Origin of the sequence: Kribbella capetownensis, assembly GCF_004331485.1 — a bacterium.
In the GTDB taxonomy this organism is placed as follows: Bacteria; Actinomycetota; Actinomycetes; order Propionibacteriales; family Kribbellaceae; genus Kribbella; species Kribbella capetownensis.
Genome location: NZ_SJKD01000011.1, coordinates 99,455 through 119,013 on the forward strand (window position 1 = coordinate 99,455; position 19,559 = coordinate 119,013).

The 19,559-nt window shown below is 68.3% G+C and carries 21 protein-coding genes; 9 read left to right on the forward strand and 12 right to left on the reverse strand.

Annotation, left to right across the window (positions count from 1 at the left end):
- Positions 1-22: 22 nt before the first annotated feature.
- The 6 genes from pstA to E0H75_RS37010 form a co-directional block, all read right to left on the reverse strand.
- Positions 23-943 carry a phosphate ABC transporter permease PstA gene (pstA, locus tag E0H75_RS36985; RefSeq protein ID WP_131518375.1) on the reverse strand — a complete coding sequence of 307 codons (921 nt, stop codon included), beginning with the start codon at positions 941-943 and terminating at the stop codon, positions 23-25.
- Positions 940-2,025, reverse strand: coding sequence for a phosphate ABC transporter permease subunit PstC (gene pstC, locus E0H75_RS36990; RefSeq protein ID WP_131518376.1), 1,086 nt, complete (start codon positions 2,023-2,025; stop codon positions 940-942). Before pstC ends, pstA begins: the two co-directional genes overlap by 4 nt.
- A gap of 161 nt (positions 2,026-2,186) precedes the next feature.
- Complete coding sequence (pstS, locus tag E0H75_RS36995) at positions 2,187-3,299, reverse strand: phosphate ABC transporter substrate-binding protein PstS (protein ID WP_131518377.1); 1,113 nt, start codon at positions 3,297-3,299, stop codon at positions 2,187-2,189.
- A gap of 255 nt (positions 3,300-3,554) precedes the next feature.
- Positions 3,555-4,028, reverse strand: coding sequence for a bifunctional nuclease family protein (locus E0H75_RS37000; RefSeq protein WP_131518378.1), 474 nt, complete (start codon positions 4,026-4,028; stop codon positions 3,555-3,557).
- Positions 4,029-4,180: 152 nt separating this feature from the next.
- The gene (locus E0H75_RS37005; protein WP_131518379.1) at positions 4,181-5,059 is read right to left on the reverse strand and encodes an NUDIX hydrolase; all 879 of its coding nucleotides are present in this window, start codon (positions 5,057-5,059) and stop codon (positions 4,181-4,183) included.
- Positions 5,060-5,068: 9 nt separating this feature from the next.
- On the reverse strand, positions 5,069-7,228 hold the full coding sequence (locus E0H75_RS37010; protein ID WP_131518380.1) for an RNA degradosome polyphosphate kinase: 2,160 nt from the start codon (positions 7,226-7,228) through the stop codon (positions 5,069-5,071).
- A 93-nt stretch (positions 7,229-7,321) separates the two neighbouring features.
- On the opposite strand from E0H75_RS37010, the gene E0H75_RS37015 reads away from it, so the two are divergent.
- On the forward strand, positions 7,322-8,377 hold the full coding sequence (locus tag E0H75_RS37015; protein ID WP_238163501.1) for an alpha/beta hydrolase: 1,056 nt from the start codon (positions 7,322-7,324) through the stop codon (positions 8,375-8,377).
- Between the two features lie 129 nt (positions 8,378-8,506).
- On the opposite strand, the gene mshD is transcribed toward E0H75_RS37015, so the two are convergent.
- Positions 8,507-9,424 carry a mycothiol synthase gene (gene mshD, locus E0H75_RS37020; protein WP_131518381.1) on the reverse strand — a complete coding sequence of 306 codons (918 nt, stop codon included), beginning with the start codon at positions 9,422-9,424 and terminating at the stop codon, positions 8,507-8,509.
- A gap of 117 nt (positions 9,425-9,541) precedes the next feature.
- Here mshD and E0H75_RS37025 point away from each other — a divergent pair, with 117 nt between their 5' ends.
- Positions 9,542-11,320, forward strand: coding sequence for a bifunctional metallophosphatase/5'-nucleotidase (locus tag E0H75_RS37025; protein WP_131518382.1), 1,779 nt, complete (start codon positions 9,542-9,544; stop codon positions 11,318-11,320).
- Between the two features lie 2 nt (positions 11,321-11,322).
- Here the strand turns inward: E0H75_RS37025 and E0H75_RS37030 are convergent, their stop codons facing one another.
- Together E0H75_RS37030 and E0H75_RS37035 are read right to left on the reverse strand one after the other, a co-directional pair.
- Positions 11,323-11,631: a hypothetical protein gene (locus E0H75_RS37030; protein WP_131518383.1), complete on the reverse strand. Its 309-nt coding sequence runs from the start codon at positions 11,629-11,631 to the stop codon at positions 11,323-11,325.
- Between the two features lie 64 nt (positions 11,632-11,695).
- A complete protein-coding gene (locus E0H75_RS37035; RefSeq protein WP_131518384.1) occupies positions 11,696-11,935 on the reverse strand; it encodes a MoaD/ThiS family protein in 240 nt (79 codons plus the stop codon).
- A 127-nt stretch (positions 11,936-12,062) separates the two neighbouring features.
- On the opposite strand from E0H75_RS37035, the gene E0H75_RS37040 reads away from it, so the two are divergent.
- Positions 12,063-12,776, forward strand: coding sequence for a winged helix-turn-helix transcriptional regulator (locus E0H75_RS37040; RefSeq protein WP_131518385.1), 714 nt, complete (start codon positions 12,063-12,065; stop codon positions 12,774-12,776).
- Positions 12,777-12,780: 4 nt separating this feature from the next.
- Here the strand turns inward: E0H75_RS37040 and arfB are convergent, their stop codons facing one another.
- Positions 12,781-13,206 (reverse strand): alternative ribosome rescue aminoacyl-tRNA hydrolase ArfB, encoded by a 426-nt coding sequence (gene arfB / locus E0H75_RS37045; RefSeq protein WP_131518386.1) that lies wholly within the window; start codon positions 13,204-13,206, stop codon positions 12,781-12,783.
- A 72-nt stretch (positions 13,207-13,278) separates the two neighbouring features.
- Here arfB and E0H75_RS37050 point away from each other — a divergent pair, with 72 nt between their 5' ends.
- From E0H75_RS37050 to E0H75_RS37075, 6 genes are all read left to right on the forward strand, one after another.
- The gene (locus E0H75_RS37050) at positions 13,279-13,719 is read left to right on the forward strand and encodes a TlpA family protein disulfide reductase (RefSeq protein WP_131518387.1); all 441 of its coding nucleotides are present in this window, start codon (positions 13,279-13,281) and stop codon (positions 13,717-13,719) included.
- Positions 13,720-13,781: 62 nt separating this feature from the next.
- Positions 13,782-14,693 carry an RDD family protein gene (locus tag E0H75_RS37055; RefSeq protein ID WP_165554312.1) on the forward strand — a complete coding sequence of 304 codons (912 nt, stop codon included), beginning with the start codon at positions 13,782-13,784 and terminating at the stop codon, positions 14,691-14,693.
- Positions 14,694-14,967: 274 nt separating this feature from the next.
- Positions 14,968-15,432 (forward strand): DUF4395 domain-containing protein, encoded by a 465-nt coding sequence (locus E0H75_RS37060; RefSeq protein WP_131518389.1) that lies wholly within the window; start codon positions 14,968-14,970, stop codon positions 15,430-15,432.
- Between the two features lie 12 nt (positions 15,433-15,444).
- Positions 15,445-16,293: a sulfurtransferase gene (locus E0H75_RS37065; protein WP_131518390.1), complete on the forward strand. Its 849-nt coding sequence runs from the start codon at positions 15,445-15,447 to the stop codon at positions 16,291-16,293.
- A 3-nt stretch (positions 16,294-16,296) separates the two neighbouring features.
- Entirely contained in the window at positions 16,297-16,593 is a 297-nt protein-coding gene (locus E0H75_RS37070) for a DUF1416 domain-containing protein (protein WP_131518391.1), read from the forward strand.
- A 302-nt stretch (positions 16,594-16,895) separates the two neighbouring features.
- A complete protein-coding gene (locus E0H75_RS37075) occupies positions 16,896-18,122 on the forward strand; it encodes a choice-of-anchor P family protein (RefSeq protein ID WP_131518392.1) in 1,227 nt (408 codons plus the stop codon).
- Positions 18,123-18,221: 99 nt separating this feature from the next.
- Here the strand turns inward: E0H75_RS37075 and E0H75_RS37080 are convergent, their stop codons facing one another.
- Complete coding sequence (locus E0H75_RS37080) at positions 18,222-19,127, reverse strand: GIY-YIG nuclease family protein (protein ID WP_131518393.1); 906 nt, start codon at positions 19,125-19,127, stop codon at positions 18,222-18,224.
- A gap of 6 nt (positions 19,128-19,133) precedes the next feature.
- The gene (gene dtd, locus E0H75_RS37085; protein WP_131518394.1) at positions 19,134-19,559 is read right to left on the reverse strand and encodes a D-aminoacyl-tRNA deacylase; all 426 of its coding nucleotides are present in this window, start codon (positions 19,557-19,559) and stop codon (positions 19,134-19,136) included.

The window sequence follows — 19,559 nt, forward strand, 5'->3', positions numbered from 1 at the left end:
ATCGACTCAGAACCTCTCGTGACTATTTCGACTTGACGGCGCTGAACCGGGCAACGAACCGGGCCAGCAGATTGAGTGCCAGGACAAGGAGGATCAGGGTGAGTGCCGCCGCCCAGACCCGGTCCGCGGCCGGCTGCAGCGCCAGTTCGGTCCGGTCCTGGTTGATCATCGTCGGCAGCGCGCCCATGAACCCGTCGAACGGATTCAGGTTGATGTTCTTGGAGTAGCCGACCAGGATCAGCAGCGGCGCGGTCTCACCCATCACCCGGGCCAGGCCGAGCATCACGCCGGTGATGATGCCGCCGAACGCGGTCGGCACGACCACCTTGAGGATCGTCTTCCACTTCGGTACGCCGAGTGCGTACGACGCTTCCCGTAACTCGTCCGGGACGAGTTTCAGCATCTCCTCGGTCGAGCGCAGGACGACGGGCAGCATCAGCAGTACCAGCGACAGCGACACCGCGAACCCGACCCGGTTGAAGCCGAAGATCGTGATCCAGACCGCGTAGATGAACAGCGCGGCGACGATCGACGGGACACCGGTGAGGATGTCGATCATGAAGCTGACCGCCCGGGCCAGCCGGGTGCCCTTGCCGTACTCGACCAGGTAGATCGCGCCGAGGATGGCGATCGGGACCGCGATCACGGCCGTGATCAGGCCCATGATCAGGGTGCCCATGATCGCGTGGTAGGCGCCGCCGCCCTCGCGCCGGACGGTGATCCCGCGCTGCGACTCGCTCCACCAGCCGGCGTCGAACAGCAGGTGGTAGCCCTTGCTGACGACGGTCCACAGAATCCAGATCAGCGGGATCATCGCGAGCACGAAGGCGAGCGTGATCAGCACGGTGGCGAGCGTGTTCTTGAAGGCCCGCGCGCCCGATTTCCCGGTCAGGTCCAGCGCCTGCCCGTCGTACGCCGGTTTGTTGGCTGCAAGCGTGGTCACGCTACGGCTCCTTCCTTCGCGGCGGCTCCGCCGGCGCTGCGGTTGCGTCGTGTCCGCTTCCCGCCCGGTCCGCTGCGGGCGACGATGAGCCGGGCCGCGGAGTTGACCAGGAACGTCACCACGAACAGCACCAGGCCGGCCGCGATGTAGGCGCCGGTCTTCTCCGGCGAGTCGAACTCGGCGGCGTTGTTGGCGATCTTCGACGCGAAGGTCTCGCCACCGGCGAAGATCGACGAGTTCCACGGGTCGTTGGCGTTCGGCACCGACAGAATGATCAGCACCGCGACGGTCTCACCGAGCGCCCGGCCCAGGCCGAGCATCGAGGCACTCACCACGCCGGACCGGCCGTACGGCAGCACAGCCATCCGGATCATCTCCCACTTCGTCGCCCCGAGGGCGAGTGCGCCCTCGCGATGCGCGACCGGGGTCTGGGTGAAGATCTCCCGGCTGATCGCGGTGACGACCGGCAGGATCATGATGGCCAGTACGACGGATGCGGTGAACACCACGCCGACGTTGTCGCCCGGCGGCTTCTCGAACAGCGGCAGCCAGCCGAGCGCGGCGGCCAGACCGTTGATCACCGGCCGCAGGATCGGTGCGAAGAACAGGATGCCCCACAGGCCGTAGATGATCGACGGGACCGCGGCGAGCAGGTCGACCGCGTGCGCGACCGGCGTGGCCAGCCGCTTCGGCGCGTAGTACGTGACGAACAGCGCGACCCCGACCGCGATCGGGACCGCGATGATCATCGCGATGATCGAGCTGATCACGGTGGTGTAGAACATCGCCGCGATGCCGAACCGGGGCTGGTCGCCGCCGGGCTCCCAGATCCGGGAGAAGAGGAAGCTGCTCTGGTCGTCGGCCAGTGCCGGGATCGCCAGCGCCAGCAAGAAGATGCCGACGAACGAGACGATCGCGATCACCAGGGCGCCGGAGCCGTGCGCCAGGCTGCTGAACAGCCGGTCGCCGAGGTGGCCGACCGGGCCGAGATCGAGCTTCGGTCCCGCCTGGTCGCCGGTTGCCGCCACGGCGGCGGGTTCCGCCGGCCGGCCGGGCGGTTCCGTACCGTCTGGACTACTCATCGATGGTGCTCCAAGCGCCTTGGTCGTGGGGTCGGGTCCGGACTGAGAATCACGCCGGTCCCGCTCCCGGGTCCGACGAGGCGAAGCCCCGGCCGCTTCCGATGACTCGGACCGGCCGGGGCTCGCATCAGTGCTGCTTCGTCGTCAGCTGATCGACTGACTCAGCTGATCGACTGGATGGCCGCGTCGACCTTGGTCCGGATCTCCTCCGGCAGCGGCGCGTAGTTCAGGTCGGTCAGCGACGCCTGGCCGTCCTTGCTCGAGAAGTAGGTCAGGAAGCTCTTCACCAGCGCGGTCTTCTCGGCCGGCAGACCCTTGGTGCAGGCGATCTCGTAGGTGACCAGGATGATCGGGTAGGCGCCCGCCTCCTTGGTCGCGTAGTCCAGCTTCAGCGCCAGGTCCGAGCCGGTACCGGCCGGCTTCGCGGCGGCCAGCGCCTTGCCGGCGGACTCGGCCGTCAGCTCGATCGGGGTGCCCGAGCCGTTGTCGATCTGGGCGATGCCGAGCTTGTTGTCGACGGCGTACGACCACTCGACGTAGGTGATCGAGTTCTTGGTGCTCTTCACGCCCTCGGCCACACCCGCGGACTTCTCCTTGCCGGCACCCGTGCCGGTCCACTTCTTGGCCGGCTCACCGGTCCAGGCACCGGCGCCGGAGGCGGCCAGGTACTTGGAGAAGTTCTCGGTGGTGCCGGACTCGTCGGAGCGGAAGAACACCGAGATCGGAGCCGACGGCAGAGTGGCGCCCGAGTTCAGCTTGGCGATCGCCGGGTCGTTCCAGGTCTTGATGGTGCCCTGGAAGATCTTGGCGGCGGTCGGGCCGTCCAGGACCAGCTTGTCCAGGCCCTCGACGTTGTAGGCGATCGCGACCGGGCCGATGACCATCGGCAGGTCGACGGCCGCGTTGTTCGCGCAGCGCTTCGTGGCCGCGGTCATCTCCTCGGGCTTGAGGGCCGAGTCGGAGCCGGCGAAGTCGACCTGCGACGCGTTGAACTGCTTGATGCCCGCACCGGAACCGGTCGGGTTGTAGTTCACCGTGACGTCGGCGCACTTCTCGTTGTACTTGCTGATGACCTCGTCGATGGCGTTCTTCTGCGCCGAGGAACCCTCGGCGTTCAGGGTGCCCTGCGGGCAGTCGGCGGCGGCCGAGGAATCCGAGCTGCTCGGGTTCGAGGAGCCGGACGGCTCCGGGTCACTGCCACAGGCGCTCAGAGCGAGCACACCGAGGGATGCCACGGCGACGGAGCCGACGCGGAGCAGACGATTGACGGACACGAGAGTGTTGCCCTTCTGCGGGAATCAGACTTCTGAACTTCCACAGACGGTAGGGAGACCAGGTGACCGACCGGTCCGTCGCCGGTGAACGACCGGTGAACGATTCCAATAGCGTGTGCGACGGTTGGCGTGCCGCCAGGCGGCCAGCAGGTGAACTGCGTTAAGAGCCGTGACTCTGCGTAGAACCAAACGCTCGTTGGCCCACATTTCGGTGACGCTGGGCACACCGCCGCAGGTGAACAACCGGCGTCTGGTTCAGCTGGAGAAATCCTCCGGGGCCACGCCGTCGAGGAACTGGCGGAAGCGTTCGAGCTCGGCCTGCTCCTCCTCCGGCGTCGCCACGCCGGCTTCGCGGAGCACCTGTTCGGTACAACGGATCGGCGTACCGAGCCGGACCGCGAGGGCGACCGAGTCGCTCGGCCGCGCGGAGACCCGGGCACCGTTGCCGAGGACAAGTTCGGCGTAGAAGACCGCGTCGCGCAACTCGACGATCTCGACCGCCTCGATCTGCACGCCGAAGGCCTCGATCAGGTCGCGCATCAGGTCGTGGGTGAGCGGACGCGACGGGCGCAGGCCCTGCTCCTCGTAGGCGATCGCGGTCGCCTCGACCGAGCCGATCGAGATCGGCAGGTAGCGGTAGCCCTCGGTCTCGCGCAGCATCATCACCGGGGCCCGGTTGGGCGATTCCATCCGGATCCCGATCAGTGTCAGTTCTCGCATCATCGTCATGGTGCGCCCCGAACCTCTCCTCAGACCGGCACCCGGTGGGGCGCCGGTTCCTCGGTAGGAACATACCCGGCACTACCAGTGTCACCCCGATGCCCCAGCCGCTGTGCCTGGATCGTCACCGAGCCGTGCCCGGGGTGTGTCAACGATCACGGTCAGGGGGCGCTGAAGCGCTCGTGCACCAGCTGCCCGTCGGCCAGTTGGTGCGCCACCACGAAGGCGCCGGGGGAGAACTTGCCCACCCTCAGCCCCAGCTCGCGGGCCAGCGCCGGGAGCACCGGCCGGTGCGAGCAGACGGCCGTCACCTTGCCCTGTTTCCAGGCCCGGTCCGCCAGTCCACGGATCCCGTCCGGATCGGCGTCGTACCCACGCTCGGAGATCTCCGGCCACAGGTGCATGTGCCGTCCGATCGAAGCGGCGTACGGCGTGAGGGTCGCGGCGCACCGCTCCGCATCGCTGCTGATCACCCGGTCCACTCCCAGGGCGGCCAGTACGTCGGTCAGCCGCTCGGCAACCGCCGTACCGGTGTCGTTGAGCGGTCTGTTGGTGTCTTTGCCGTCCCAGTCCTTGCGCTTCACCGCCTCGGCGTGGCGGACCAGGACGAGGGTGGCGACGACCGGGATCACCCGGTCGAGGTTGTCCAGGATGTCCACGTCGCGCGGGTAGCTGAGCTTGGTGCGGGCCTTGTCCACCGGCAGCCAGGCGACCTCGTCCACCTCGTCGTTGGGGCGGAAGTCGCCGTCGTCGACCGGTGTGGCGGACCAGTAGTGCACCAGCTTCGGCGCGGTCCCGCCGTTCTTGCGGACCGTGTAGCGCTGCACGCCGACCGGTGGGCCGAGCACGACCCGGAGTCCCGTCTCCTCCTCGACCTCGCGGGCGGCCGCACGCAGGACATGCTCGTGCTGATTCAGTTTCCCCTTGGGCAGGGACCAGTCGTCGTACCGGGGACGGTGCACCAGCAGCACCTGCCGGGTGTCGCGGCGCTCGCGCCACACGACACCACCCGCGGCGATGACCGTCGCCGGGTTGCTCATGATGTCAGCCTAGGTAATCGGGTCAGCGGTTCTGCGTCGGCCACGCGTGGCGATGAGTCTTTCCTGCAAGTCGCGCAGCGGCTCTCCGTCCGGTCCGGTCAGTTTCGCCTGCCAGGTGTCGTCGGCCTGCAGCCACCACGACTGGGTGTCCTCGTCGAGCGCGAGGTCGAAGAGCTCGTCGAGCTCGGCGATGTGGTCCTGCTGCTTCAGTTGCACCAGCACCTCGACCCGGCGGTCCAGGTTGCGATGCATCAGGTCGGCCGAACCGATCCACACCTCAGGTTCACCGCCGTTCTCGAAGTAGAACACCCGGCTGTGCTCGAGGAACCGGCCCAGGATGCTGCGCACCTGGATGTTCTCGGACAGGCCGGGGATACCGGGCCGGAGCGTGCAGATGCCGCGGATCCACAGCTCGATCGGTACGCCGGCCTGCGACGCCCGGTACAGCGCGTCGCAGAGGGCCTCGTCGACCAGGCTGTTCACCTTGATCCGGACCTTCGCGGGCCGGCCGGCCAGGTGGTGCTGCACCTCGCGCTCGATCCGCTCCATCAGGCCCCGCCGCACCGACTGGGGTGCGACCAGGATCCGCCGGTAGCCCGAGCTGCGGCCGAAGCCGGACAGGTGGTTGAACAGGTGGGCGATGTCCTCGGTGACCACGCGGTCGCTCGTGAGCAGGCCGAGGTCCTCGTACAGCCTGGCGGTCTTGGGGTGGTAGTTGCCCGTGCCGATGTGGACGTAGCGGCGCAGGCCGTCCGGCTCGTCACGCACCACCATCGACAGCTTGCAGTGGGTCTTGAGGCCGATCACGCCGTACACCACATGGCAGCCGGCGTGCTCGAGCTGACGGGCCCACTTGATGTTCGCCTGCTCGTCGAAGCGGGCCTGGATCTCCACCAGCACCAGCACCTGCTTGCCCGCCTCGGCCGCGTCGATCAGCGCGTCCACGATCGGGGAGTCACCCGACGTCCGGTAGAGCGTTTGCTTGATCGCCAGCACATGCGGATCCGCGGCGGCCTGCTCGATGAACCGCTGCACGCTGGTCGAGAACGAGTCGTACGGGTGGTGCACCAGTACGTCGCGCTGCTTCAGGGCGACGAACATGTCCGCCGGGTTGGCCGTCTCCACCTCCGCCAGGTGCGGGTGGGTGGAGGGCACGAAACCGGGGTACTTCAGCTCGGCCCGGTCCAGCCCGGCGATGTTGAACAGGCCACGCAGGTCCAGCGGGCCGGGCAGCTCGAACACCTCCGCAGCGGTGACGCCAAGCTCCGACAGCAGCAGCGCCTTCACCTGCGGGTCGATCGACTCCTCCACCTCGAGCCGGACCGGCGGACCGAACCGGCGGCGCAGCAGCTCCTTCTCGAGCGCGGCCAGCAGGTTCTCGGCGTCGTCCTCCTCGACCTCCAGGTCCTCGTTGCGGGTGACCCGGAAGGTGTGGTGCTGGGTGACCTCCATGCCGGGGAACAGCTGTCCCAGGTGGGTCGCGATGACATCCTCGAGCGGGACGAACCGGCCCTCGGCGACCTGCACGAACCGCGGCAGCAGCGGCGGCACCTTGACCCGGGCGAAGTGGTCGCCGCCGGTGTCGGGGTTGCGGACCACGACCGCCAGGTTCAGCGACAGGCCGGAGATGTAGGGGAACGGGTGCGACGGGTCGACCGCCAGCGGTGTCAGCACCGGGAAGATGCGCTCCCGGAAGAACTGGGTCATCTCCTCGCGCTCACTTTGCGCGAGCTCCTCCCAGCGCAGGATGTCGATGCCCTGCTCGGTCAGCGCCGGCTGGACCGCCTTCCGCCAGGTCTCCGCGTGCCGGTCCATCAGCTCTCGGCTGCGGGCCAGGCTGCGGTCGAGCACCTCGCGCGGGAGCAGGCCACTGGCCGCCTTCACCGCGACACCCGCCGCGATGCGACGCTTCAGACCGGCGATCCGGACCATGTAGAACTCGTCCAGGTTGTTGGCGAAGATGGCCAGGAACTTGGCCCGCTCGAGCAGCGGGATCCGGTCGTTCTCGGCCAGCTCGAGAACGCGCTGGTTGAACGCGAGCCAGCTCAACTCGCGATCGGAAAAACGGTCTTCCGGGAGGTCGCCGGCCGCCGTGATGTCGTACGGCGGCTCGACGTCGTACTCCCGGTTGTGGGACGCCAGCAAGTCTCCTGCCACGTTGTCCAGCATCCCACCCTTTGGTGAACGGGAGGTAGCCACGGGCATGTCCGAATCCCAGCCGGTACCGCCCTGGACCGGCCGCTGTTGCTAGCGTCTCGCCTTGTGAACCCACGACTGGACTCGCTGCTCGGCTCCGCGGTGTCCGCCGTACAGGCGAACGCGGTCAAGCCGCTGTACGCGCTGCCGACGGCCGTCCGGAGGCGGCTGGCCGGTGCACCGATCCAGATCGACGGCAACACCCTCGACCCCGAGGTGCAGCTGCTCCTGCGCGCCGACGGTTTGTTGCCAAGCACAACGAAATCGGACGTGGCCACGGCCCGTGCGCATCTGCGTACGGCGTGCAAACTGGTCGCCGGCAACCCGCGGGAACTACACCGTGTGACCGAGCTCACCGTCCGCGGTGCCGATGGCCAGCTCGGCGCCCGCCTGTATGTGCCCAAGGACGCCGGCCGTGGGCTGCTCGTGTTCCTCCACGGCGGCGGCTGGGTCGTCGGCGATCTCGACACCCACGACTGTCTGTGCCGGGCGCTGGCCGACGAGGCCGGTATCCGGATCCTCTCGGTGGACTACCGCCTCGCCCCGGAGGCGCCGGCGCCCACGGCCGCCGAGGACGCCATCGCGGCCTTCACCTGGGCGGTCGACCACGCCGAGGACCTCGGAGTCGATCCGGCCCTGGTCGCTGTCGGCGGCGACAGTGCCGGCGGCAACCTGGCCGCCGTGGTCGCCCAGCAGTGCGTCAGCCGCGACCTCCCACGTCCGGCGCTCCAGGTCCTCCTCTATCCGGGGCTCGACCTCGTCCACCGTCGCCCCAGCCGGGACCTGTTCCCGGACGGCTTCATCATCACCGAGCACGACATCATCTGGTACCGGGACCACTACACCCCTGACCCCGGGGTCAGGCCGGACCCGCTGGTCTCGCCCATCCTGGCTCCCGACCTCACCGGTCTGGCCCCCACCTACATCGCCACCGGCGGCTTCGATCCCCTCCGCGATGACGGCAACGAGTACGCCGATGCCCTGAAGTCAGCCGGCGTCGAGGTCACCCACATCTGCCACAGAGGGCTGACCCACGGCTTCATGAATCTCCTCGCCGTCCCCGGCGCGGTCCAGGAGGCACGCGCTCACCTCACCGATCACCTCAGGGCCGTGCTCCGCTGATCGATGGTTGGGGGCCAGGAGCCGCCCGGCTGGGGGGTAAGAGGCACGGACGGCTCCTGGTTGATGGTGTGACGTGTCCGGCCGCGGTTTATGACGCGATGTGAGCCGGCGACTTCGCTGTGACGTCATTCACAGGGTGGCGGAGGGTGCGTACTGGACGTCCAGCGCGGCTGTCGTGAAGCCGAGGGATGTGTAGAGACGACGGGCCGCGGTGTTCGTGCCGTCGACGTACAGGACGACCGCATCGAGGCCGCGGTCCTCCTGGAGATAGTGGAGGCCCTGGAGCGTCAGCGCCTTGCCCAGCCCGCCGCCCTGGTGGTCGGGGGAGACCCCGACCACGTAGACCTCTCCGACCCCGTCCTCCACCTTCGTCCAGTGGAAGCCGGCCAGATCGCCGCTCTTGGCATCCACGGCCAGGAAGAACCCAGCGGCATCGAACCACGGCTGCTGCAGCCGCTCGGCCAGATCCTCCGCCGTCCAGCTGCCCTGCTCCGGGTGGTCCGCGAACGCCCGCGCGTTCACCTGCAGCCAGGCCGCGTCGTCCTGCCCCTCCACAAACGTCCGTACGTCGATGCCGTCGGCCCACACCGGGTCGGGCAGTGCCGCCCGGGTACGCCGGAGGAAGTAGAGCTCCCGGGTGACCTCCAGACCCAGCCGTGTGGCGAGCTCGTCGGAGCCGGGCAGCCGTCCGTGGGCCCAGACCCGGATCCGGTCGCCACCGTGGTCGAGCAGCATCCGGAGCAGCGCCGTACCCGTGCCTTGCCGTCGTGCCGATGGGGTGACGACCAGTTCGGCGGAGCCGTCGGGGGCCAGGGCGCCGTACCCGATCAGGTTCCGGGCGCTCTGCAGGCCGGAGACCTCGATGGTGCCGGGTTCGCCCTCGTACGCGAGGACGTGGACGTCGCCGGAGTGCTCGCCGTCGAGATGGAGCAGCGTGCGCTCCGACAACGGGTTGACTCCGTCGCTCTGTGCCGCCGCGTGGGCGAGCTCTGTGACGGCGGCGGCAGTGGCCGAGGGCAACGGTGAGGGTACGGCTTCGAGAGTCACCCGAATACCGTAAAAGGTCCGGACGAGTTCATGCTCGAGTCCTTTCAGCGGCCGGGCGAGTCGGGTAATTTCGCGGCACCGCGCATCAAAGGTGATCGCAACGACGACGGAGAAGACATGGCCTTGACAGGACGAGACAAGACGTGGCCGAGGAAGCGATGGGCCCTCGGGCTGGTCGCCGCCGGGGCGGTCGCTGCGCTCGGCTTGGCCACGGGGGGAACCGTGACCCAGGCGGCGCCGGCGAAGCCCAAGCCGACGCACACCCAGATCCAGCTGCTCGCCGTCAACGACTTCCACGGCAACCTGGAGCCGGCGACAGGCTCGAGCGGCAACATCAACGGCACGCCGGCCGGTGGGGCGGCCTACCTCGCCACGCACCTGAAGCAGCTGCGGGCGGCCGCGGAGGCCAAGGGCCAGGATTCGGTCACGGTCGCGGCTGGTGACCTGATCGGCGCCTCGCCGCTGCTGTCGGCCGCGTTCCACGACGAGCCCACGATCGAGGCTCTGAACGGGATGGGCCTGGAGGCCGCCTCGGTCGGCAACCACGAGTTCGACGAGGGCTGGCACGAGCTGCTCCGGATGCAGACCGGCGGCTGCCTGCCGGACGGCGACGGACAGAACAACCAGAACTCCTGCCCGGACGCCAAGCACCCGTTCAAGGGCGCCAAGTTCAAGTACCTGTCGGCGAACGTGTTCTTCGAGAACACCCAGAAGACGCTGTTCGCGCCGTACACGATCAAGAGCTTCAAGGACGGCCGCAAGGTCGGGTTCATCGGTATGACGCTGGAGAACACGCCGAACATCGTCACCAGGTCCGCGATCGAGGGCCTGACCTTCAAGGACGAGGTCGAGACCGCGAACGCGCTGGTCCCGGCGCTGAAGAAGAAGGGCGTGGAGTCGATCGTCGTGCTGCTGCACGAGGGTGGCTTCCCGGCCGACCCGCGCGCCTACAACAGCTGCCCGGGCATCTCCGGACCGATCGTCGACATCAACGCCGGGCTCGACCCGGAGATCGACGCGATCATCTCCGGCCACACCCACCAGGCGTACAACTGCACGCTGATGGACAGCGCCAAGCAGCCGCGGCTCGTCACCAGCGCCTCGTCGTTCGGGCGGCTGGTGACCGATGTCCGGCTGAGCATCGACAACAAGACCGGTGACGTCGACCGGCTGAACACGATGGCGAACAACCAGATCGTCACCCAGGACGTGCCGCAGGACCGCAAGACCAGCGAGCTGATCGCGAAGTACAAGACGCTGGTCGACCCGATCGCGAACAAGGTGATCGGCCACCTCACCACCCCGTCGGTGGTGCGCACTCCCGACGACTCGCTCGAGTCACCGCTCGGCAACCTGATCGCGGACGCGCAACTGGCCGATCCGTCGGTGGTGACGGACGGGAAGACGTCGGTGGTGGCGTTCATGAACCCGGGCGGCATCCGGGCCGACCTGGCATCGACCGGCGGTCAGGTCACCTTCGGGCAGGCGTTCACCGTGCAGCCGTTCAACAACTTCCTGGTGTCGATGGACATGACGGGCACCCAGATCAAGGCCCTGCTGGAGCAGCAGTTCTCCGGGGTCAACGGTCCGGAGCCGGCCAAGTTCAAGGTGCTCCAGGTCGCCGGCATCACCTACACCTGGAACCCGGCCGCCGCGGCGGGCTCGAAGGTGGTGGGCGGATCGATCATGATCGCCGGTCAGCCGCTGGTGGACGCGACGACGTACCGGATCGTCACGAACAACTTCCTGTCCGACGGCGGTGACGGCTTCCCGGCCTTCACGACCGCGACGAGCAAGTTCTTCGGCGGCCTCGACATCGACGCGTTCGCGAACTACCTGACCGCGCACGACCCGTACACGCCGGTGGCGACGGACCGGATCTCGATCGGTTCCTGACGTCAGAAGAAGAACTTCACCAGCACGAAGGCCAGGGAGGCGGCGGTGGTCAACGCCGCCTTCCCTGAGCCGAAGCCGCGCTTGAACGCGGTGCCGAACACGGCGATCGTCAGCGGCACCAGCATGACCAGCAGCGTGATCCCGGCCGCGTGTACGCCGACGTGCGACCGCCCGGTCAGCACCAGGCCAAGGACGAACGCGAACGTCAGCCCGAGCCAGGTCGTGATCTGGATCGGCCCGTCGTCACTGCGATGCCCACGATGCGACGCTCGGGTCGCACGGCGATGCGATGTCGGAGCAACGTGCGCCATCGGTCACCTTCCGAAAAGAACCGAGTACGCAAGGTAGCAGCATCTTCCCCAGAAGGTAAAAGTCTCAGCCGCCCGCGAACGGAGGCAGAGCATCGACCTGGGCACCCGCGTGCAGCGGCGTGCCGGGATCGGCCCGCCGGCCGTCCAGCAGGAACGTGCAGATGCCGAGCACCCGGGCCAGCTCGGGCCGGTTCGTGGAGACGGTGCCGATCAGGTCGCGGATCGAGTCGGCGTCGGCCGTCGCGGAGGACTCGCCGGCGGCGCTGCGCGCGGCGGCGAAGTACCTGATGGTCACTTCCGGCATCTGGGAGTTCGCCTCACTGGTCGATAGCTCTTCCGCTATTATGTCAGCTTGCTGTTGCTACCCAGTGTGTCTCAGGTCCGCGGCAACGACGCCGCCGGGGCCTGACGACCGGGCACGAGGAGACAGCGTGAGTACGTTGCTGCTGCTGACGAACGCACTGCAGGCCTCCACGGAGGTGCTGCCGTCGCTCGCGCTGCTTCCGCATCAGATCCGGATCCTGCCCGCCGAGGTCGCGGCGCTGGTCGATGCTCCCGACGCGGATGCCGTTCTACTCGACGCACGCCGTGACCTGGTCGCCGTCCGGAGCGTGTCCCGCCTGATCCGCACCACCGGGATCGAGGTGCCGCTGATCCTGGTGGTCACCGAGGGCGGTCTGACCGCGGTGAACGCCGACTGGGGTGCGGACGACGTACTGCTCGACACCGCCGGTCCCGCCGAGATCGAGGCGCGGCTGCGGCTGGTGATCGGCCGCCTCGCCGCGGCTCGTGACGAGGACCCCGACTCCAGCCTGATCCGCACCGGCGACGTCGTGATCGACGAGGCGTCGTACACGGCGAAGCTGAACGGGCGGGCGCTCGACCTGACCTACAAGGAGTTCGAGCTGTTCAAGTTCCTCGCGCAGCACCCGGGCCGGGTGTTCACCCGCGAGCAACTCCTGCAGGAGGTCTGGGGCTACGACTACTTCGGTGGCACCCGGACGGTCGACGTGCACGTACGACGGTTGCGCGCGAAGCTCGGCCCGGAGCACGAGTCCCTGATCGGCACCGTGCGCAACGTCGGCTACCGCTTCGTCGTCCCACCGGTCACCACCACCCGCGAGACAGCTGACGCGCCGGCCTGACCTCTCAGTCCTCCGGGCGGCTGCGGAGGCGCTTGGTCTGGCCTCGGCGTTTCTTGTCGTCGAGCCGGCGCCGGACCGACGACTTGCTCGGTTTGGTCGGACGCCGCTTCCTCGGCGGTGGCGCGATCGCTTCCCGGATCAGCACCACGAGCCGCTCGCGCGCCGCCTCCCGGTTCCGCCACTGCGACTTGTACTCCGACGCCGCGATCGTCACCACACCATCGACCAGCCGCGACCCCAGCCGCTCCAGCGCCCGCGACTTCAGTACGTCGCTCAACGCCGTGGTCGCCGCCACGTCGAAACTCAGCTCCACCCGGCTGTCCGTGGTGTTCACCGACTGCCCACCCGGACCGCTGGACCGCGAGAACCTCCACCCCAACTCACTGTCCGGAATGACCACCCCCGCCCGCACCACCAGCCCGTTCTCCACCCGCCCATTGTCCAGTCCGAGGGGTGAAACGGCTGGTTGAGGCGTAAACACAGCGACGTACTGTGGATTTCCATGAGCCTGGGGACGTGGGTACTGGTCGCGGCGGTTGCCACCGGTGTCCTGTTCAGCCTGGCGAAAGTGTGGTGGGACGGGCGGTTCCGGAAGGTCGTGACGCGGGAAGTGGACGGCGTGGAGCGGGTTTCTGCGGCGGAGGTCGGTGTGGAGCTGGGGGAGCGGGCGACGCTGCTGCAGTTCTCGTCGGCGTTCTGTGCACCGTGCCGGGCGACCCGGCGGACGCTGGCCGAGGTCGAGGGCATGGTCGACGGCGTCCGGCACGTCGAGCTCGACGCGGAGTCGCACCTGGAGCTGGTCCGGCGGCTCGACATCCTGCGGACTCCGACGACGCTGGTGCTCGACCGCACCGGAGCGGTCGTCAAACGCGCCAGTGGTGCGCCGCGCAAGCCCGACGTGATCGCCGCGCTGGCGACCGCGCTCGACCGCCAGCCGCAGTAGACAGTGTCCGGTAGCTGCAACCCGATGGCGGATGCACCGGCTCGTAGGGAATGCTGTCCCACGTGAGCTACCCAGCCGGTTGGTACGACGACCCACAGGACCCGACCCAGCAGCGCTACTGGGACGGTAACGCCTGGACTGATCAGCGCCGCGGCCAGCAGGGTCCCGGTCCGTACCAGGGCCAGCAGTACGGGCAGCCCGCCCAGCACGGCCAGGTGTACGGCGCAGGGCAGTCCGGCCAGCCGACCCAACCGCAGTACGGCCAACCCGCCCAGTACGGCCAACCAGCGCAGTACGGACAGCCGGCGCAGTACGGTCAGCCGCAGCAGTACGGGCAACCGCAGTACGGGCAACCGCAGCAACAGGGGCAGGGCGGCTACCCGGCGTACCCGCAACAGCAGCAGGGCTACGGCTACCCCGGCCTGCGAGTGCCCTCGACTCCTGACGGTCAGCCGCTGTCCGGCTGGTGGCGCCGCGTCTGGGCCCGCGTCCTCGACTCGATCATCGTCGGGATCATCGGTCTGCCGCTGACCGGCTACTTCTACTACCAGTACTTCCAGGTGATCTGGGACTACCTCGAAGACACCATGGACTCCGCGGCCGCGGGGAACACCCAGCCCAGCACGACGCTGCCGACCGAGGCGTACCAGTGGATGATCCCGGCGGTGCTGATCGGCCTGCTGGTCTCCTTCGCCTACGAGTACCTCTTCCTGACCAAGAAGGGCGCGACCCCGGGGAAGAAGGCCCTCGGTATCGCGGTCCGGCTGCGCGACGTCCCCGGCCTGCCGCCGGGTCCGGCCGTGGCCAAGCGGTACGGCTTCATCGTCGGCCTCAGCCTGCTCGGCGCCATCCCGCTGGTCGGGACGCTCTTCGGCTTCATCGCGCTGATCAACTACCTCTGGCCGCTCTGGGACGACAAGAAGCAGGCCCTGCACGACAAGGTCGCCGGCACGAACGTGGTCCGGACGAATTAGCCTGTCCGTAATCTGATCAGTTGTCTCACTCAGTGGGACCAGGCCCGGCCGGGTGGCCGGGCTTCCGTAGTCTCGATCCGTGGCATACACGACATGGCTGACCAAGCGCCGGGCAGTGGACAACTGCCGGGTGCGCTCGTCGCTGTGTCGTCGCCGCTGACCAGGCGGCGTCCCGAGCGCTGCGGAACCGGTCGCTGAGCACGGTTCCGCGTACGTCGTCTCCCCGCAGACCCGGGCGGGCCCGGCTCGAACCACTCCTTCTCCGGGAGTCGTCATGTCCTCCTCGACGGCGCAACAGCACACGGTGAAACACCCCCAGGTCGATCCGCGGGGACTCCGGTTCGCGGCCGGCGTCACCACGGTGCTCCTGGCGTTGACGCTCGTACTGAACAATGCCTGGCCGCTCGCGGTGCAGACCGTGGTGTTCGCGATCTCGGTCGCGTTCGGCGTCCAGACCTCGCCGTACGGGCAACTGTTCAAGCGGCTGATCCGGCCACGGCTCGGTCCGCCCAAGGAGTTGGAGGATGCCGCTCCGCCGCGGTTCGCCCAGCTGGTCGGCCTCGTCTTCGCAGTCGTCGGTCTGGTCGGGTACCTGACCGGTGCGACGGTGCTTGGCGTGGTCGCCACCGGATTCGCCCTGGTCGCCGCGTTCGTGAACGCGGCCGTCGGGCTCTGCCTCGGTTGCGAGGCCTATCTGCTGATCCACCGCATTCGTACGCCAAGAACCGCTACCAACTGAGAGGCAGCACACATGAGCAGGGAATCCGCGCTCGTCTCGGCCGACTGGGTCGAGGAGCACAAGAACGACGCCGGGGTCGTCCTGATCGAGGTCGACGAAGACGTCTCGGCGTACGACGGCGGCCACATCGCCGGTGCGATCAAGCTGGACTGGAAGGACGACCTGCAGGACCCGGTCCGGCGCGACTTCGTCAACCAGGAGCAGTTCGAGGCGCTGCTGTCCGACCGCGGCGTGAAGAACGACGACACGGTCGTGCTCTACGGCGGCAACAACAACTGGTTCGCGGCGTACGCCTACTGGTACTTCAAGCTGTACGGGCACGGTGACGCCCGGCTGCTGGACGGCGGCCGCAAGCGCTGGGAGCTGGACAGCCGCGAGCTGACCGACGAGGTCGTCAAGCGCGAGGCCACCGAGTACAAGGCGAAGGCGCAGGACCTGAACATCCGCGCGTTCCGCGACGAGGTGAACGACGCCATCGGCGTGAAGAACCTGGTCGACGTCCGCAGCCCCGACGAGTACGCCGGCCGGCTGCTGGCCCCGGCCCACCTGCCGCAGGAGCAGGCGCAGCGCGCCGGGCACATCCCGACCGCGGCGAGCATCCCGTGGAGCAAGGCGGCCAACGACGACGGCACCTTCCGCTCCGACGACGAACTGCAGAAGCTGTACGCCGACGCGGGCGTCGACTTCGGCAAGGACACGATCGCGTACTGCCGGATCGGCGAGCGCTCGGCGCACACCTGGTTCGTGCTGCACGAGATTCTCGGCCAGGCGAACGTGAAGAACTACGACGGATCCTGGACCGAGTGGGGTTCGCTGGTCGGCGTACCCGTTGCCCTCGGCGACGAGCCCGGAAAGGCCTGACACATGTGCGGAGCGAAGAAGGGCGGCCTCGACCTCAAGGGTGTCGACGTCGACAAGGAGGCCGTCATCCAGGGCCAGGTCCTGCGCGGCGAGGAGCCGGTCGGTGGCGCGTACGTGCGGCTGCTGGACTCCTCCGGTGAGTTCACCGCCGAGGTGCCGACGTCGGCGACCGGGCACTTCCGGTTCTTCGCGGCGCCGGGCAGCTGGACGCTGCGCACGCTGGCGCCGAAGGCCGACCCGGTCGACCGCCAGGTCGTCGCCCAGTACGGCGCGGTCGCGGAAGTGTCCGTCACCGTCTGAGCCGTCGATCGTTACTGATGGTGCCACCTCCACCCGACGGTGGCCCACCCTGAAGTAAGCCCCGAAGGGCCCGGACCTTGCGCGTTCGGGCCCTTCGGCATGTCCGGATCCGCCGCCGTACAGGGCTTTGCGGGTCATCGTTCCCGGGTTACGGGTCCGGCGGGAAATCTCGGCTGCCGGGCGGCCAGGTAACGGTTTGGTCTCGGAGCGGGGTCAGCTCGTCACCTACCGCAATCGGCTGAGTTGTGTCTGTGTCCTGACCCGCACTTCGGGTCACGTCATCACTCAGGGAGGAGGGGTCAATGCGACCCCGCATCGGATACAAGAAGCTCGCCGCCGTCGGAGTTGCGGCGGTTGTCGGCGTGGCTTCTACGATCGCGCTGACTTCGGGTTCTGCGTCCGCCTCGCCGGTTTTCGGATACAGCGGCTACTCGTACGGGACCGACGTTGAATCCGGGCTGGCGAACAGCGGCCCGCAGGTGGTCAGCAAGTTCGGTTGCACCACGGACGCCACGAAGGCTGACAGGAACGACATCGCCACGGCGAACGTGAACAACCAGGCGATCGCCCGCAGCGTGCGGACCGACACGCACGCGTTCAACGACAAGAGCGGGACCGGCGTCACCAGCAACGCGACCGCCGTCGACATCAAGGTCGGCGACCTGCTCACGCTGACGGGTGTGAAGACCACCACCACGGCGAAGTACTCCAAGGGCCAGCTGTCCTACACCGGCAACACGACGTTCGCCGGCGTGAAGATCGGCGCCATCTCGGTGCCGTCGCTGATCAAGCCGAAGTGGAACACCAAGGTCGCCGTTCCGGGCCTGGGCTACATCGTGCTGAACCGGGTCGGTGGCGTGAAGACCAGCTCCGGCATCTACTCGTACGCGCAGGCGGTCGTGCTGCACGCGACGGTGAAGAACCAGTACATCCCCGAGGGTGTCGACGTCGCGGTCCTGAAGACCCGCGCGGAGATCTCCAAGCCGGCCACCGCGCTGGTGATCGGTGACGCGTACGGCACCAAGGCCAACGCCGACAAGCTGGTCGTCTCCGGCCCGACGTCGCTTCAGACCACCTGCCAGGGTACTGAGGGCAAGACGGTGAAGGTGGCCGTCGGCGAGCTGAACATCCCGAAGGTCGCCTACGTGGGTGCGGTCTACACCACGAAGAACGGCGCCATCGGCGAGAACAAGTCCTACATCAACTTCACCTCGCACGTCGGTGGAGTGAAGGTCGGCAACCTGTCGATCGGCGCCATCGAGTCCTCGGCGTCGGCGTGGAAGACCAAGGACGGCAAGGGCGGCGTGAGCTCGTCCTCGAGCATCGCCTCGATCAAGGTCGGCAACAAGACCTACCCGATCGCGACCGGCGAGAACAAGACGCTGGACATCCCGGGTGTTGCCCGGCTGACCTTCAACCAGGTCATGCGGCAGCAGCGGTACATCTCCGTGAACGCCCTGGTGATCGACGTCTACAGCCTGAACACCAAGGTCATCGTCGGCCACTCGGCCGCCGGTGTTGTCAGCTGATCCAGCTCGACGCACCTTTCTGAGTCGAACCTCACCGACCCAGAACAGCACACACCCGGCCCCGGGCCCGGATCTCACGATCCGAGCCCGGGGCCGGTGCTATTCCTGCCGCAGCCGGGCCGCGAGCTCCGCGTTGCGTTGCGCGAACGTCCGCCAGGCAACCGGCGTGGCCTCCACCCGGTCGCGGGCGGTCGTCTCCGTCACCGCCTGCTGCGTCCACGTCTGCATCCGGCCACCGATCATCCGGAACCGCACCAGCACACCATCCGACCAGCCGTGGACGTCGACATCGTGTGGCTCGAGCCGGGACACCTTCTGCTCCGCGACGATCCACTCGAACGCCGCGATCTCGTCCTGCAACTTGGCCGCGAACTCGAATCGGAGCCCGGCCGCGGCGCGGTCCCGGCGACGGACCAACTCGGCGCGCAACGCCGTCACCGCGGCCGGATCACGCTCGAGTACGGCGTACGCCGTACGGGCCAGCGCCTCGCGGTCGTCCGGCCCGATGCCGAACACCTCGGCGAACTCACGGACCGAACCGTTGGAGTCCGCCGTGTACTGCAACGGCAGCACCCGCTGAAGCGCCGAGATCGCTTGCCGTACGCGCAATCCGCCGAGGTACGGACCGAAGTGCGGTGCCGCGGGGCTGACGGTATGCGTGAACCGCAGGCCCGGCCGCTGGGGTCCGTCGTCGAAGCGGATGTAGCCGACGACCTCGGCCCCGCCCTCCGTGCGGTTCCACCGCGGCTTCGAGTGCTCCAGCAGGTTGCGCTCCAACCAGGCCGCCTCGTGCTCCGAGTCGCACCACACGCTCTCGATCCGGGCGATCCGCTTGACCATCCGGGCCAGCCGCGGCCGGTCGCCGAGGTGGGTCCAGTACGACTGCACCCGGCGGCGGAGGTTGACCGCGCGGCCGATGTACAGCACCTTGCCGGTGTCGTCGCGGAAGCGGTAGACGCCCGGCTCCGGTGGGAGCCGGCGGGCAACAGCGCGGGCGGCGGTCACGGGCGGTCAGGCGTCCAGGATGAGGGTGACGGGCCCGTCGTTGACGAGGGCGACGTCCATATGGGCGCCGAACCTGCCGCGTTCGACCTTGGCTCCGAGTGACTCCAGGGCCGCGCAGAAGGCGTCGTACAGGGGTTCGGAGATCGGGCCGGGAGCGGCGGCGCTCCACGACGGGCGGCGGCCCTTGCGGGTGTCGGCGTACAGGGTGAACTGGCTGATCGCGAGGATCGGTGCCTGGTCGTCGGAGGCGGACCGCTCGTCGTGGAGGATCCGCAGGGTCCAGATCTTGGCGGCGAGGGTCTTCGCCTTCTCCTCGGTGTCGTCGTGGGTGACGCCGAGCAGGACGACCAGCCCCGGGCCCTCGATCGCTCCGACCACTTCACCGTCGACGGTCACCGACGCCTGCCTCACCCGCTGTACTACAGCTCTCAT

Coding starts and splice junctions, on each gene's coding strand:
- E0H75_RS37075 (WP_131518392.1), top strand. CDS start 16,896: ATGCGACCCCGCATCGGATACAAGAAGCTCGCCGCCGTCGGAGTTGCG.
- E0H75_RS37030 (WP_131518383.1), bottom strand. CDS start 11,631: ATGGCGCACGTTGCTCCGACATCGCATCGCCGTGCGACCCGAGCGTCG.
- E0H75_RS37000 (WP_131518378.1), bottom strand. CDS start 4,028: ATGACGATGATGCGAGAACTGACACTGATCGGGATCCGGATGGAATCG.
- E0H75_RS37060 (WP_131518389.1), top strand. CDS start 14,968: ATGTCCTCCTCGACGGCGCAACAGCACACGGTGAAACACCCCCAGGTC.
- E0H75_RS37070 (WP_131518391.1), top strand. CDS start 16,297: ATGTGCGGAGCGAAGAAGGGCGGCCTCGACCTCAAGGGTGTCGACGTC.
- E0H75_RS37050 (WP_131518387.1), top strand. CDS start 13,279: ATGAGCCTGGGGACGTGGGTACTGGTCGCGGCGGTTGCCACCGGTGTC.
- dtd (WP_131518394.1), bottom strand. CDS start 19,559: ATGAGAGCTGTAGTACAGCGGGTGAGGCAGGCGTCGGTGACCGTCGAC.
- E0H75_RS37010 (WP_131518380.1), bottom strand. CDS start 7,228: ATGCTGGACAACGTGGCAGGAGACTTGCTGGCGTCCCACAACCGGGAG.
- E0H75_RS37035 (WP_131518384.1), bottom strand. CDS start 11,935: ATGCCGGAAGTGACCATCAGGTACTTCGCCGCCGCGCGCAGCGCCGCC.
- E0H75_RS37025 (WP_131518382.1), top strand. CDS start 9,542: ATGGCCTTGACAGGACGAGACAAGACGTGGCCGAGGAAGCGATGGGCC.
- E0H75_RS37065 (WP_131518390.1), top strand. CDS start 15,445: ATGAGCAGGGAATCCGCGCTCGTCTCGGCCGACTGGGTCGAGGAGCAC.
- pstC (WP_131518376.1), bottom strand. CDS start 2,025: ATGAGTAGTCCAGACGGTACGGAACCGCCCGGCCGGCCGGCGGAACCC.
- E0H75_RS37005 (WP_131518379.1), bottom strand. CDS start 5,059: ATGAGCAACCCGGCGACGGTCATCGCCGCGGGTGGTGTCGTGTGGCGC.